Origin of the sequence: Duganella sp. Leaf61 (genome assembly GCF_001421905.1) — a bacterium.
Taxonomy (GTDB): Bacteria; Pseudomonadota; Gammaproteobacteria; order Burkholderiales; family Burkholderiaceae_D; genus Rugamonas; species Rugamonas zoogloeoides.
Genome location: NZ_LMLM01000012.1, coordinates 102,975 through 115,947 on the forward strand (window position 1 = coordinate 102,975; position 12,973 = coordinate 115,947).

At 65.8% G+C, this 12,973-nt stretch carries 11 protein-coding genes; 10 read left to right on the top strand and 1 reads right to left on the bottom strand.

The window, feature by feature from the left end:
* Positions 1 to 30 precede the first annotated feature (30 nt).
* From ASF04_RS09465 to ASF04_RS09480, 4 genes are all read left to right on the top strand, one after another.
* Positions 31 to 864 (top strand): hypothetical protein, encoded by an 834-nt coding sequence (locus ASF04_RS09465; protein WP_056140448.1) that lies wholly within the window; start codon positions 31 to 33, stop codon positions 862 to 864.
* Positions 861 to 2,852: an LTA synthase family protein gene (locus ASF04_RS09470; protein WP_229204989.1), complete on the top strand. Its 1,992-nt coding sequence runs from the start codon at positions 861 to 863 to the stop codon at positions 2,850 to 2,852. The genes ASF04_RS09465 and ASF04_RS09470 overlap by 4 nt, the downstream gene beginning before the upstream one ends.
* A gap of 244 nt (positions 2,853 to 3,096) precedes the next feature.
* Positions 3,097 to 5,787 carry a DNA mismatch repair protein MutS gene (gene mutS, locus ASF04_RS09475; protein WP_056140450.1) on the top strand — a complete coding sequence of 897 codons (2,691 nt, stop codon included), beginning with the start codon at positions 3,097 to 3,099 and terminating at the stop codon, positions 5,785 to 5,787.
* On the top strand, positions 5,784 to 6,788 hold the full coding sequence (locus ASF04_RS09480) for a hypothetical protein (protein ID WP_056140453.1): 1,005 nt from the start codon (positions 5,784 to 5,786) through the stop codon (positions 6,786 to 6,788). Before mutS ends, ASF04_RS09480 begins: the two co-directional genes overlap by 4 nt.
* Before the next feature lie 7 nt (positions 6,789 to 6,795).
* On the opposite strand, the gene ASF04_RS09485 is transcribed toward ASF04_RS09480, so the two are convergent.
* The gene (locus ASF04_RS09485) at positions 6,796 to 7,338 is read right to left on the bottom strand and encodes a peptidylprolyl isomerase (protein ID WP_019922712.1); all 543 of its coding nucleotides are present in this window, start codon (positions 7,336 to 7,338) and stop codon (positions 6,796 to 6,798) included.
* Between the two features lie 168 nt (positions 7,339 to 7,506).
* Here ASF04_RS09485 and ASF04_RS09490 point away from each other — a divergent pair, with 168 nt between their 5' ends.
* The 6 genes from ASF04_RS09490 to ASF04_RS09515 all read left to right on the top strand — a co-directional run bounded on the left by ASF04_RS09490 (position 7,507) and on the right by ASF04_RS09515 (position 12,970).
* Positions 7,507 to 8,442 (top strand): AraC family transcriptional regulator, encoded by a 936-nt coding sequence (locus tag ASF04_RS09490; RefSeq protein WP_227012169.1) that lies wholly within the window; start codon positions 7,507 to 7,509, stop codon positions 8,440 to 8,442.
* Between the two features lie 75 nt (positions 8,443 to 8,517).
* On the top strand, positions 8,518 to 9,072 hold the full coding sequence (locus tag ASF04_RS09495; RefSeq protein ID WP_056140459.1) for a carboxymuconolactone decarboxylase family protein: 555 nt from the start codon (positions 8,518 to 8,520) through the stop codon (positions 9,070 to 9,072).
* Between the two features lie 2 nt (positions 9,073 to 9,074).
* Positions 9,075 to 10,142, top strand: a complete 1,068-nt coding sequence (locus ASF04_RS09500) for an acyl-CoA dehydrogenase family protein (RefSeq protein WP_056140462.1) — start codon at positions 9,075 to 9,077, stop codon at positions 10,140 to 10,142.
* Positions 10,139 to 10,933, top strand: coding sequence for an ABC transporter ATP-binding protein (locus ASF04_RS09505; protein ID WP_056140466.1), 795 nt, complete (start codon positions 10,139 to 10,141; stop codon positions 10,931 to 10,933). The genes ASF04_RS09500 and ASF04_RS09505 overlap by 4 nt, the downstream gene beginning before the upstream one ends.
* Positions 10,934 to 10,961: 28 nt before the next feature.
* The gene (locus ASF04_RS09510; RefSeq protein WP_056140469.1) at positions 10,962 to 12,200 is read left to right on the top strand and encodes an ABC transporter substrate-binding protein; all 1,239 of its coding nucleotides are present in this window, start codon (positions 10,962 to 10,964) and stop codon (positions 12,198 to 12,200) included.
* Positions 12,201 to 12,202: 2 nt separating this feature from the next.
* Positions 12,203 to 12,970 (top strand): ABC transporter permease, encoded by a 768-nt coding sequence (locus tag ASF04_RS09515; protein ID WP_056140472.1) that lies wholly within the window; start codon positions 12,203 to 12,205, stop codon positions 12,968 to 12,970.
* Positions 12,971 to 12,973 lie beyond the last annotated feature (3 nt).

Genomic DNA, 12,973 nt, shown 5'->3' on the forward strand with positions numbered 1-12,973 from the left:
CAATATAAATAACTGAATCAAGGAGTGGGTATGGCAAATAACAAATGGTACGGTCACCCGGTCATCGCGGTGGGCATCCTGATCAACGTGTTCGTGATGATCCTGGCGATCGTCTGGCGCAACGACCCGCCGGCGCTGTGGCGCCTGGTGGTGGAAGACGGCATCGTCGAGTGGATGCAGTTCCTGTGCTTCGCGCTGCTCTCCGGACTCTTGGGCTTCCTGGCGGTGGAACAATGGCAGCGCAACCCGAAAATCAACCTGCCACTGCTGGCATCCGTCTTCCTGTGCGCGCTGGTGGGACTGGCTGCGCTCGAGGAAATCAGCTGGTTCCAGCGCATCCTCAACATCGCCTCGCCCGAGTTCTTCCTGGAGAATAACAAGCAGGCCGAGACCAACATCCACAACCTGGCCATGGGCAGCGGCAGCCTGCACAAGGTACTGCTCCTGAAAATCATCGCCATCGTCGGCCTGACCCACAACATCATCCTGCCGATCGTGGCGCTCAAGCGTCCCGGCGTGCAGCGCTGGGTGGAGAGCCTGGGCCTGTACCTGCCGCCGCTGTTGCCATCGGTGATCTACATCGTGCTGGTGGCGATTTCGCACCTGGTGATCGACCATCCGCGCAAGGGTGAGCTGGGCGAGATGTTCGGCGCCGTGCACTACCTGGTGACGGTATTTGCCGCCTACTACCTGGGCGCCAACTACGGCCGGCCGGCGGTGTTCCAGGATGCGCCCGATGCACGCCGCGTCTCCACCCTGTTCTGCATGCTGCTGGTGTTCCTGCTGATGACCGGCTGGATGCTGTCGGCCGGCGCCGGCGCCGGCAGCTACATCGCCAGCCACCCAGGCTTCGGAGCCGAATGATGCCAAGGCGTGAAGACACTTTCCTGCAGCGCAGCGGCGCCCGGCTCGAACGCCTGACCCGCTGGGCCGGCCCCTACGCCGCACTGGTGCAGTTGCTGCTGCTCGGCGCCGCGCTGCTCACGCTCTCGCGCCTCGGCCTGATCGCCTGGCAGTGGGACCGCGTGGCGGCCACCGGCATCGTCGGCCGCATCCTGGTGCAAGGCGTGCGCGCCGACCTGATTTTGCTCGGCTATTTTCTGGCGCTGCCGCTGTTGCTGGCGCCGTTGCTGGCCTATCAAAAAACGCTGCGCATCTGGAAAGCGGTCTCGGTGACCTGGGTGACTTTCGCCCTGATCTTCATCGTCTTCATGGAAGTGTCCACGCCGCAGTTCATCATGCAGTTCGATGTACGCCCAAACCGGCTGTTCGTCGAATACCTGTCGTACCCGAGCGAAGTGATCGCCACGCTGTGGAACGGCTTCCGCATCGCGCTGGTGCTGGGCGTGCTGGCCACCATTGCCTTCACCATCGGCATCTACAAGCTGCTCCAGGCGGCATCGATCAACGTCACCACCTGGCGCGCCTGGAAGGTGCTGGCCGTGTGGCCGGTGCTGGTCGTGCTGGTGTTCGTGCAGATCCGCTCGACCACCGCCCACCGCCCCGCCAATCCGGCGCTGTTCGCGCTGACCGGCGACTCGATGGTCAATTCCATCATCATCAATTCGCCGTGGTCGGTGCTCGACGCCATCTACTCGATGAGCAAGGAAGCCAATTCGTCGGAGATCTACGGCGAGTATCCGCGTGAAAAAGTCTTCACCACCGTGAAAAGCGCGCCGTGGCTGCGCGACCTGCAGTTCACCAATCCCGAGCTGCCCACGCTGCACAAGCAGACCGCGTTTGTCCAGCGCGAGCGCCCGTTGAACCTGGTGATCGTGCTGGAGGAAAGCCTGGGTGCGACGTTCGTGCAATCGCTGGGCGGCCTGCCGGTGACCCCGGAGCTGGAAAAGCTCAAGACTGAGGGCTGGTGGTTCGAGCAGTTGTACGCCACCGGCACCCGCTCGGTGCGCGGCATCGAGGCCGTGGTGGCTGGTTATGCCCCAACGCCGGCGCGCAGCGTGGTCAAGCTGTCGCTGGCCCAGCAAAACTTCTACACCCTGGCATTAGGCCTGGGCCAGCAGGGCTACCACACCGAATTCGTGTACGGCGGCGAGGCGCACTTCGACAATATGCGCGGCTTCTTCACCGGTAACGGCTTCCAGAGCGTGGTCGATCGCAAGTCGATGAAGCCGGTGTTCGAAGGCAGCTGGGGCGCCTCCGACGAAGACCTGTTCGACAAGTCGCTCGAACGCCTGAAGACCCTGCACGCCGACGGCAAGCCGTTCTTCAGCCTGATTTTCACGTCGTCGAACCACGAGCCGTTCGAGTTCCCCGACGGCCGTATCAAGCTCCATGATCCGGAAAAGCAGACCGTCAACAATGCGGTGATGTACGCCGACTACGCGCTGGGCCGCTTCATCGCGCAAGCGAAAAAAGAGGCGTACTGGAAGGACACCGTGTTCCTGATCGTGGCCGACCACGACAACCGCGTGTACGGCGACAGCCTGGTGCCGATCAAGAAGTTCCACATCCCCGGCCTGATCCTCGGCGCCGATGTGCAACCGAAGCGCGTCAAGACCATCGCCAGCCAGGTGGACCTGGCGCCCACGCTGTTGTCGCTGATCGGCGTCTCGAGCGAACACCCGATGATCGGCCGCGACCTGGCCCGCGACAGCGACACCCCGGGCCGTGCCCTGATCCAGTTCGACAATTATTTTGCCTGGCTCGACGACACCTCCGCCACCATCCTGCGCCCGGGCCAGGAACCGTTGCTGGGCGCCTATGACTTCGGCACCGGCGTGATGACGCCGCAAGCCAAAGCGCCGGACCCGGCCAAGGTGGACCAGGCCATGTCGCACGTGATTTTGCCGTCGATTTTGTATCGGGAGCAAAGGTACAAGTTGGCGAAGTGATTCATTGTTGCTGAATCGATCGCTGTATCTGCCGCCCAGGTCGTTGACTGGGCGGCATTTTTTTGTCTTCCAGGCGTATCAGGATCGGATCTTGGTATGCTATCCGTGCAATCCGAGAAGGTCGGGGAGCGGGCAGTAAGGTGGGCCGCCTTAGAACGCGGTAAAATGCCAGGTCATACACGAGAGACGTTTCCCCCTCGCAAAACCAGCACATCCGTCCCACCGCACCACCGAAAACGAAACAATGACCACCGTCCCCACCGAAATCAACGCTGCTGCTGTCAAGAACGCTGTCACGAAGAATCCTGCCGAGAAAATCACGCCAATGATGGCCCAATACATGGGCATCAAGGAACAGCATCCCGACATGCTGGTGTTCTATCGCATGGGCGATTTCTACGAGCTGTTCCACGAGGATGCGGAAAAGGCGGCGCGCATTTTGGGCATTACGCTGACGGCGCGCGGGTCGTCGGGCGGGCAGCCGATCAAGATGTGCGGTGTGCCGTTCCATTCGCTCGAGGGCTACCTGGCCAAGCTGGTCAAGATAGGCGAATCGTGCGCGATCTGCGAACAGATCGGCGATCCGGCCACCAGCAAGGGACCGGTCGAGCGCAAGGTCATGCGCGTGGTTACGCCGGGCACCTTGACCGACGCCGACCTGCTGCCGGAAAAAGCCGAGCGGCCATTGTTGGCGATGTGCATCATCACCCAGCGCAAGGTCGCCACGGCCGGCCTGGCGTGGTTGTCGCTGGCCAGCGGCGCGCTGCGGCTGATGGAGTTCTCGGGCGATGTCGCTACCGTCAACACGCGCATGCTGCAAGAGCTCGAGCGCATCGCGCCGGCCGAGGTGCTGCGCGGCGATAACGCCGACCTGTTCGAGGAGGCGCTGACGTGTCACGTCAACCGCGTGCCGGACTGGCATTTCGACGTGGTGAGCGGCCACAAGTCGCTGCTCGACCAATTGTCGGTCGCCACCCTCACCGGCTTCGGCGCCGACAATCTTGGCGCGGCTTTCGGTGCGGCCGGCGCGCTGTTGCGCTACGCGCAATCGACGCAAGGCCGCGGCCTGCAGCACGTGCGCACGCTCACCACCGAAACCGAGAATGAATTCATCGGGTTGGACGCCGCCACGCGCCGCAACCTGGAGCTGACCGAGACCATCCGCGGCCAGGAATCCCCTACCCTGTTCTCGCTGCTCGATCACTGCCGCACGTCGATGGGTTCGCGCCTGCTGCGCCACTGGCTGCACCACGCGCGCCGCGACCAGGGCATCGCCCGCTCGCGCCACGCGGCCATCGCCGCGCTGGGCCAGTCCGATGTGACGGGCGCGCTGTCGCACACGCTGGCGCAGGTACCGGACATCGAACGCATCACCACGCGCATCGCGCTGCTGTCGGCGCGCCCGCGCGATCTGGCCAGCCTGCGCGACGGTCTCAAACAACTGCCGGCGCTGCGCCATGCGATGCAGCGCGCCTTGACCGAAGGCGGCCTGCTGGCCGCGATCCACCACGACACCGCCACGCCCGAAGCCTGCCTCGACCTGCTGCACCGCGCCGTGGCGCTGGAACCGGCGGCCATGGTGCGCGACGGCGGCGTATTCGCACGCGGCTTCGACGCCGAACTCGATGAATTGCGCGCGCTGTCGGAAAACGCCGGCCAGTTCCTGGTGGACCTGGAGACGCGCGAGCGCGCCCGCACCGGCATCGCCAACCTGCGCGTTGAATACAACAAGGTGCACGGCTTCTATATCGAAGTGACCAACGGCCAGGCCACCAAGGTGCCCGACGACTACCGCCGCCGCCAGACCCTGAAAAACTGCGAACGCTACATCACGCCGGAACTCAAGGCCTTCGAGGACAAGGCGCTGTCCGCGCAAGACCGTGCACTGGCGCGCGAAAAGATGCTGTACGACGTGCTGCTGGGCGACCTGGCGCCGTTCATCGGCGAGCTGCAAACCATCGCCAAGGCGCTGGCGCAGCTGGACGTACTGGTGTCGCTCACCGATCACGCCTTGCGCCATAACTGGTGCGCGCCGCAGCTGGTGGAAACGAGCTGTGTGAACATCGTCGAAGGCCGCCACCCGGTGGTGGAAGACCAGATCGAACGCTTCATCGCCAACGATTGCCGCTTCGTGGACGAGCGCCGCCTGCTGTTGATCACCGGCCCGAACATGGGCGGTAAATCGACCTTCATGCGCCAGGTGGCGCTGATCGTGCTGCTGGCCTACGTGGGCAGCTATGTGCCGGCAGCCAGCGCGGCGATCGGTCCGATCGACCGCATCTTCACCCGCATCGGCGCCACCGACGACCTGGCCGGCGGCCGGTCCACCTTCATGGTCGAGATGACCGAAGCGGCGGCGATTTTGAACGGCGCCACCGCCAATTCGCTGGTGCTGATGGATGAAATCGGCCGGGGCACGTCCACCTTCGACGGGCTGGCGCTGGCGTGGGCCATCGCCCGCCACCTGATCGACACCAGCCGCAGCTTCACGCTGTTCGCCACCCACTATTTCGAGCTGACGCAGCTGCCCGACAATCACCCTACCGCCGCCAATGTCCACCTGTCGGCCGTGGAGCACAAGGACAGCATCGTGTTCCTGCACGCGGTGCAGGACGGCCCGGCCTCGCAAAGCTACGGCTTGCAGGTGGCGCAGCTGGCCGGCGTGCCGCAGCCGGTGATCAAGGCCGCGCGCAAGCACCTGGCGCGCCTGGAAGCGCAGGCGCTCGACGCCACGCCGCAACTGGACCTGTTTGCCGCCCCCACCATCGACGCCAACGACGATGCGGTGGAGACGCCTGCCGCTGCTGCGGAATCGCCGGCGCTGCGCGAGCTGCTCGATGCACTCGACGATCTCGATCCCGATGCGCTGACCCCGCGCGAAGCGCTCGAACAGTTGTACCAGCTCAAGCGCCTGACGGAGACGGCGCAGGCATGATGCACGCCGCGCGCGCAGCGGTACGACTGGTGGCCCGGGTACGTCTCGCGCGCACCGGGCTGGCGCTGTCGTTCGCTGCCTGCGCCTTGTGGCTGGCGCCCGCGCATGCAGAAAGCAAGGCCGAATCCAGGGCAGGCGGCTTCCAGTTCGGCGTGATCGGCCACTCGTTCAAGACCGGCGCCGACGAAACGGTGCTCAAGCGGGCGATTGCCGGCGCCACCCAAGGCAATCCGGCGTTCGTGGTGGCCACCGGCGTCAAGGCCGTCAGCGAACCTTGCAGCGACAAGCTGTACACCGGCCGCCACGCCCTGCTCAATGCGTCGAGCGTGCCGATGGTGGTGTCGCTGGCCGGCAGCGACTGGAGCGCGTGTCTCAATTCCGCCGGCCGCTCGAACGCCATCGACCGCCTCAATCGCCTGCGCGAACTGTTCTACCGCGACAGCGAAACGCTGGGCGCCAAGCGGCTGCCGGTCACGCGGCTGTCGAGCAGCGCCAAGTTCCGCAGCTACGCGGAAAACGCCCACTGGCAGGTGGGCAAGGTGCTGTTCGCCACCATCAACCTGCCCGCCAATAACAACCACTACCGCGCCGAAGCGGGCCGCAACAGCGAATACGAAGACCGGCTGGTGGCCAACCGCGCCTGGCTGCACCGGCTGTTCAACCTGGCCGTGCGCCAGCAAATGGAAGGATTGGTGCTGTTTTCGGATGGCGACGTGGGACTGGAAGCGGAACCGGGCTTTTCGCTGCTGGCACGCTTCGAATCGAAACGCGACGGTTTTGCCGAACCGCGCAAGCAGATCAAGACGCTGGCCTCAAAATTCAAGGGGAAGGTGCTGCTGGTCGATACCCAAGTGGTGCAGGCGGCAGAGAAGGAGCCGTCGATCCACTGGCAGGACAACGTGGGACATCTGAACCTGGCCGCCGACTGGACCGAAGTACGCGTGGCGCCCGCAAGCGCCACGCTGTTTGCCATCAAGGGCCCTGCCGAAACAGCGCCCTGATCGCTATTTAGTGAATCGGGTGGATCGCAACGTGATCGCCTTCTTCGCCTTCATCATCGTCATGACCGTGGTGATGGCCATGGGCGCCGTGCACGTGGCCGTGGGCGATTTCTTCTTCGGTCGCTTCGCGCACTTCCGCCACTTCCAGCGAGAAGCGCAGGGCCATGCCGGCCAGCGGGTGGTTGCCGTCCAGGACGACCTTGTCGTCGGCGATGTCGGTCACGGTGAAGATCAGTGCTTCGTCGTCGCTGTCGCTATCGGGCGTGCCCTCGAATTGCATGCCGACTTCCAGTGGCTCCGGCAGGCGATTGCGTGGCTCGACCTTGACCAGGGCGGCGTCGTACTCGCCGAACGCGTCTTCCGGTTCGATCTGGATGATGGAGGAGTAGCCGACTTCCTTGCCGTCGAGTTCTTCTTCGATTTTAGGCAGGGTGTTCTCGTAACCGCCGTGCAGGTAAACCATCGGCTGGCGGCCGTCTTCGATCAGATTGTCCTGGGCATCGGACAGTTTGTAATTCACAGTCACGACCGTGTTCTTGGCAATCTTCATTTGGAATTCCTTTCAGTTATTAGCCCCCAAATTATACCCTGTCTCGCCAGCCGCCCGAGCTACGCCATCGGGAGGCGACAACGGGTGGACGTGGACAATGCGCGCGCCACATAACCATATAACGAATCATTCCAACCCCGGCGCGCCGTACGCCCTACAATGGCGGGCATGACCCTCGCCTCCTCCGTTGCCTTCTCCGATAAGCTGGCCCAGTGGCTGTTGAACAGCATCGAACTCGATGCCGCCGCCCTGCACGTGGGCCGGTATTGCGGTCCGTGGCGCGCGTCCACTGCCGGCCGTGCGCTGGCCAGCTTCCACCTGGTGCTGGCGGGCGACTGTTACCTGCATATTGCCGGCGAAGCGCCCATCCACCTGCGCGCGCGCGACGGCGTGTTCCTCACGCGCGATGTATCGCACTTCCTCAGCCCCTCGCCCGATCCTGCCGCACCGATCGCGCGCCAGCCGATGCAAACGCTGTCGGTGCCGGCCGCGCCGACAGACACCGCCAACGCCGGCCTGGCCTGCGGCTTTTTCAGCTTCAGTGGCGCGCTCGGGCCGCTGGTGATCGGTTCGTTCCCCGATGTCCTGGTGTGCCGCAGCGACGAGCCGTCGCTGGCCCACACGGCCTCGCTGTTCGACCTGATCCTGGCCGAAGCGGGCGATCCCGAACGCCCTTCCCCGCTGATCGCGCGCCTGGTGGAACTGCTGTTCTTCTACCTGATCCGCCATGCCGCACGCCAGGAAACGCTGGGGGCCGGCATCCTGGCCCTGGCCCAGCGCGGCGAATTCATGGACTTACTCGACCGCATGCTGGCCAGCCCCGGCGACGACTGGAGCATCGCGCGCATGGCGCAGGCAGCAAACATGTCGCGCGCGGCTTTTTGCAAGCACTTCACCGAGGCCGGCGGCATCCCGCCCGCGCAATTCCTGCTGCGCCTGCGCATGCGGCTGGCCAGCCAGCGCCTGGGCGCCGGCGACTCGGTCGAGCAGGCTGCCGGCCACGTGGGCTACCAGTCGTATGCGGCGTTCACGCGCGCCTTCAAGCGCGTGGTGGGCGAGCAGCCGGGCGCATACCGCCGGCATGGTCGAGACGTTCGAGCATAAAAACCAGCCGTTTGGATATGGTGCGCGCGTGCGTACCGGCTGATAATATGGCTTCATCCTCACGGAAAGGTCATCATGTCCCGTCTTACCCTGCACACCCTCGACAGCGCGCCGGCCGACAGCCGACCCTTCGTTGAAAAAGCCATCGCCAACAACGGCTACCTGCCCAACCTGATCGGCGTGCTGGCCAATGCGCCGCAGGCACTGGAAACCTACCTCACCGTATCAGGCATCAACGCCCGCACCAGCCTCACGCTCGACGAGCGCGAAGTTGTGCAACTGACGGCCGCCAACATCCACGGTTGCGACTTCTGCACCGCCGGCCACTCGGCCATCGCCCTCAAGAAGGCCAACCTGGCACCGGAAGTGGTGCGCGCCCTGCAAACCAACGCCCCCACCGGCGTGGCCAAACTCGACGCCGTGCAGCGCTTCGCCACCGCCGTCATCGCTCGCCGTGGCGCCGTGGACGACGCCGACCTGCAAGCCTTCATCGACGCCGGCTACAACCAGCAGCAGGCGCTGGAAGTGGTGCTCGGCATCAGCCTGGCCACGCTGTGCAACTTCGCCAACAGCCTGGCCGGCACGCCGGTCAATCCGCAGCTGCAACCCTACCTGCCCGGCGCGGTTTAAGCATGGCAGCGCTCCACGACTGGCTGGCGCGTTACGCGGACACGCTCGACCAATCCGAATCGCTGGCCGACGAAGTGATGCCGGCGCTGGCCGCGCATGGCTGCTTCAAGGCCGGCGTGCCGGTGGCAATGAACGGCGCCGGCGGCGATGTACGCGACGCCATCCTCGGCATCGCCGACATCGCCCGCCATTCGTTGACGGCGGCCTTTGTATATTGGGGCCAGCGCAGCTTTATCGAATACCTGCTTCAAAGCCCCAACGCGGCGCTGCGCGAGCGGCTGCTGCCCGACCTGCTCGATGGCACGCTGGCCGGCGCCACCGGCCTGTCGAACGCGATGAAATTCCTGTCCGGGATGGAGCCGCTGCAAATCAACGCTGTGCCCGACGGCGACGGCTGGAACCTCGACGGCAAGCTGGCCTGGATCACCAATCTGCGCCCGCAGCGCTTTGTCGCCGCTGCCGCCGTCGCACCGGTCAACGCTGCGCCGCCGGCGATCGTGATGTTCGAGAGCCATGCGACCGGCGTGCACCGCAGCGATAACCTGCAATTGATCGCCCTGCGCGGCAGCCACACCGCCGCCGTGCGCATCGAGCAGGTGGCCGTGCCGCCTGCGAACATCATCAGCGCCGACGCACCAGCGTGGCTGCCACGCGTGCGGCCTGCTTTTCTGGGCATGCAGTGCGGGATGTCGATCGGGCTGGCGCAGGCCAGCCTGGACGCAGCAGCCAAGGCCGCAGGCGCCGCCACCGGGCGCGGCCAGCTGGCCGACGACATTGGCGCCGCGCGCGAGGCGCTGGCGCAGCACACGGCGCAACTGCTTGACGGCGTGGTCAGCGGGCGTTTCGTGACCGAGGCGCCGGCCATGTTCAAGCTGCGCATCGGCCTGGCCGGCATCGTGCGCGACGCCGTCACGCTGGAGCTGCACGCCAAGGGCGGCCATGCCTATCTGGAAGCGCAGCAGGACGGCTTTGCGCGGCGCCTGCGCGAATCGGCCTTTATCCCCGTGATCACGCCGAGCATCACGCAGTTGCAGGCGGCGCTGGCCAAGCACGCGGGCAGCAGCCGATGAGCATCCTGCAAACCAGCGGCAGCATCGACGGCGGCTGGGCCTTGCAAGGGCAAGGCCTGGGCTTTGCCTATGCCGGCGCCGCGCCGACGTTCGAGCACATCGACATCGGCGTGCGCCCGCGCGAAATCGTCGCCCTGCTGGGCGGCAGCGGCTGCGGCAAATCGACGCTGCTGCGGGTGCTGGCCGGCTTGCAGGCGCCGTCCAGCGGCACCCTGACCTTCCTCGATGCGCCCTTGACCGCGCCGAGCCCGCGCAGCGCGCTGGTGTTCCAGCAAGCGAGCCTGCTGCCGTGGCTGAACGTCACCGCCAACGTGGGCTTCGGCCTCGATTTTTCGCGCCAGCCGAAGATCGCGCGCGCCGAACATGACCTGCGCGTGCAGGCCGCCATCGAAGCGGTGGGCCTGGCCGGCAGCGAGCGCCGGTATCCGGCCGCGCTGTCGGGCGGCATGGCGCAGCGCGTGGCGCTGGCCCGCGCACTGGCGCGCCAGCCGGCGCTGCTGTTCGCCGACGAACCGTTTTCCGCGCTCGACGCGATTACGCGCGCCGAGATGCAGACGCTGCTGGTCGACGTGGTGCACCGCTGGCACAGCGCCGTGCTGCTGGTCACGCACGATATCGACGAAGCGATCCTGGTAGCTGATCGCATCGTCCTGATGGGCGGCCAGCCGGGGCGCATCATGCACGAATGGCAGGTCGATCTGCCGCGTCCACGGCTGGCCGATGCGCAGGCAATCGGCGCGCTGCGGCTCGATATCCTGGCGGCGCTGCACGGCGTGCGCGCCGCCGCATAATATATTCAACCATTTTCGAAAGTCTTCCATGACCGATACCAGCAACCCGCTCCACCTGTGCGCTTCGTCCGATTGCGACTGCGGCATGACCCGCCGCGACTTCCTGCGCATGTCGGCGCTCAGCACCGCCGCCGGTGCCGCGCCGCTGCTGTTTGCTGGCGACGCCATGGCCCGCCAGGCGCCCAAGGCCGACGACCAGCCGGTCAAGATCGGCTACCTGCCGATTACCGACGCCACGCCGCTGCTGGTCGCCCACGGCCGCAAGCTGTTCGAGGCGGAAGGCTTGCAGGCCGAGGCGCCGCGCCTGTTCCGCAGCTGGGCGCAGATCGTCGAGGCGTTCGTGTCGGGCCAGGTCAACGTGATCCACCTGCTGTCGCCGGCCACCATGTCGGTACGCTACGGCGCCAAGTTCCCGGCCAAGGTGGTGGCGTGGAACCACGTGAACGGCTCCGCCCTCACGGTGGCCAAGGACATCAACCAGGTCACCGACCTCGGTGGCAAAACGGTGGCGATTCCGTTCTGGTACTCGATCCACAACATCCTGCTGCAGCAAATCCTCGCCAAGTCCGGGCTGTCGGTGGTGACCAAGGGCCGTGAAGGCACTATTGGCGCGCGCGAAGTTAATTTAGTCGTGTTGCCGCCGGCAGAGATGGTGTCCGCGCTGGCCAGCAAATCGATCGCCGGCTTCATCGTGGCCGAGCCGTTCAACGCGCTGGCCGAGACCAACGGCGTGGGCAAGATCCTGCGCTTCTCGGGCGACGTCTGGAAGAACCATGCGTGCTGCGTGACGTTCCTGTCCGAGCGCGACATCAATACCCGGCCGGAGTGGGCGCAGCGCGTGACCAATGCCATCGTCAAGGCCCAGCTGTGGACCCGCACCAACCAGCTCGATACCGCGCGCCTGCTGTCGAACACCGACTCGCACCGCTACACGCCGCACGCGCTGCAAGTGCTGTCCAAGGTGCTCACCGTGACCGATTACGCCGACTACGAAAAACGCGGCATCATCGTCCACAAGAACTGGAACCAGCGCCGCATCGACTTCCAGCCGTACCCGTTCGCGTCGTACACCGAGCAGATGGTGCGCGCCCTGAAAACCACGCGCCTCGAAGGCGACACCGGCTTCCTCGACAAGCTCGATCCGGCCTTTGTCGCGCGCGACCTGGTGGACGACCGCTTCGTGCGCAAGGCCATTACCGCCGTCGGCGGCCCGGGCGCGTTCGGCCTGCCGGCCAACCTGCTGCGTACCGAAACGCTGGCGGTCTGAGGATGGCAAAACCGTTGAACCGCCCCGCGCGCGCGGCCCTGGCGCTGGCCGGTTTCGGCGCGGCGCTGGCGCTGTGGCAGCTGGGCGTGACGTCGCTGGAAAAAGAGACGCCGATCGCGGCCTCGTTCGCGCCGCTCGAAGCGTTCCGCGCATTATTTCAGCTGCTGCAGGGCGACTACATCTGGCGCGACATCGGCCTCAGTTTGCGGCGCGTCGCCTACGGGCTGGCGGCAGCGGTGGCCATCGGCGTGCCGCTGGGGGTGCTGGTCGGCAGTTCGCGCCGGGTGGCGGCCGCGCTGATGCCGCTGTTCCAGCTGCTGCGCATGGTGTCGCCGCTGTCGTGGATGCCGCTGGCGGTGATGACGCTGGGCGTGGGCGACGCGCCCGTGTACTTCCTGCTGGCGTTTGCAGCCGTGTGGCCGATCCTGCTCAACACCGCCACCGGCGTGGCGCGGCTCGATCCCAACTGGCTGCTGCTGGCGCGCAGCCTGTCGGCCACACCGACGGAGACCGTGCTGCGCGTGGTCCTGCCCGGCATCACGGCCGACATCCTGACCGGCGTGCGGCTGGCAATCGGCATCATCTGGATCGTGCTGGTACCGGCTGAAATGCTGGGCGTGTCGGCGGGCCTCGGCTACTTCATCCTCGATGCGCGCGACCGGCTCGCGTACAACGAACTGATGGCGGCGATCGTGCTGATTGGTTTGCTGGGCTTTGCGCTGGACTGGCTGGCGCGGTGGGCGCACGCGCGCTGGCTGCATACGCGGTAAGCC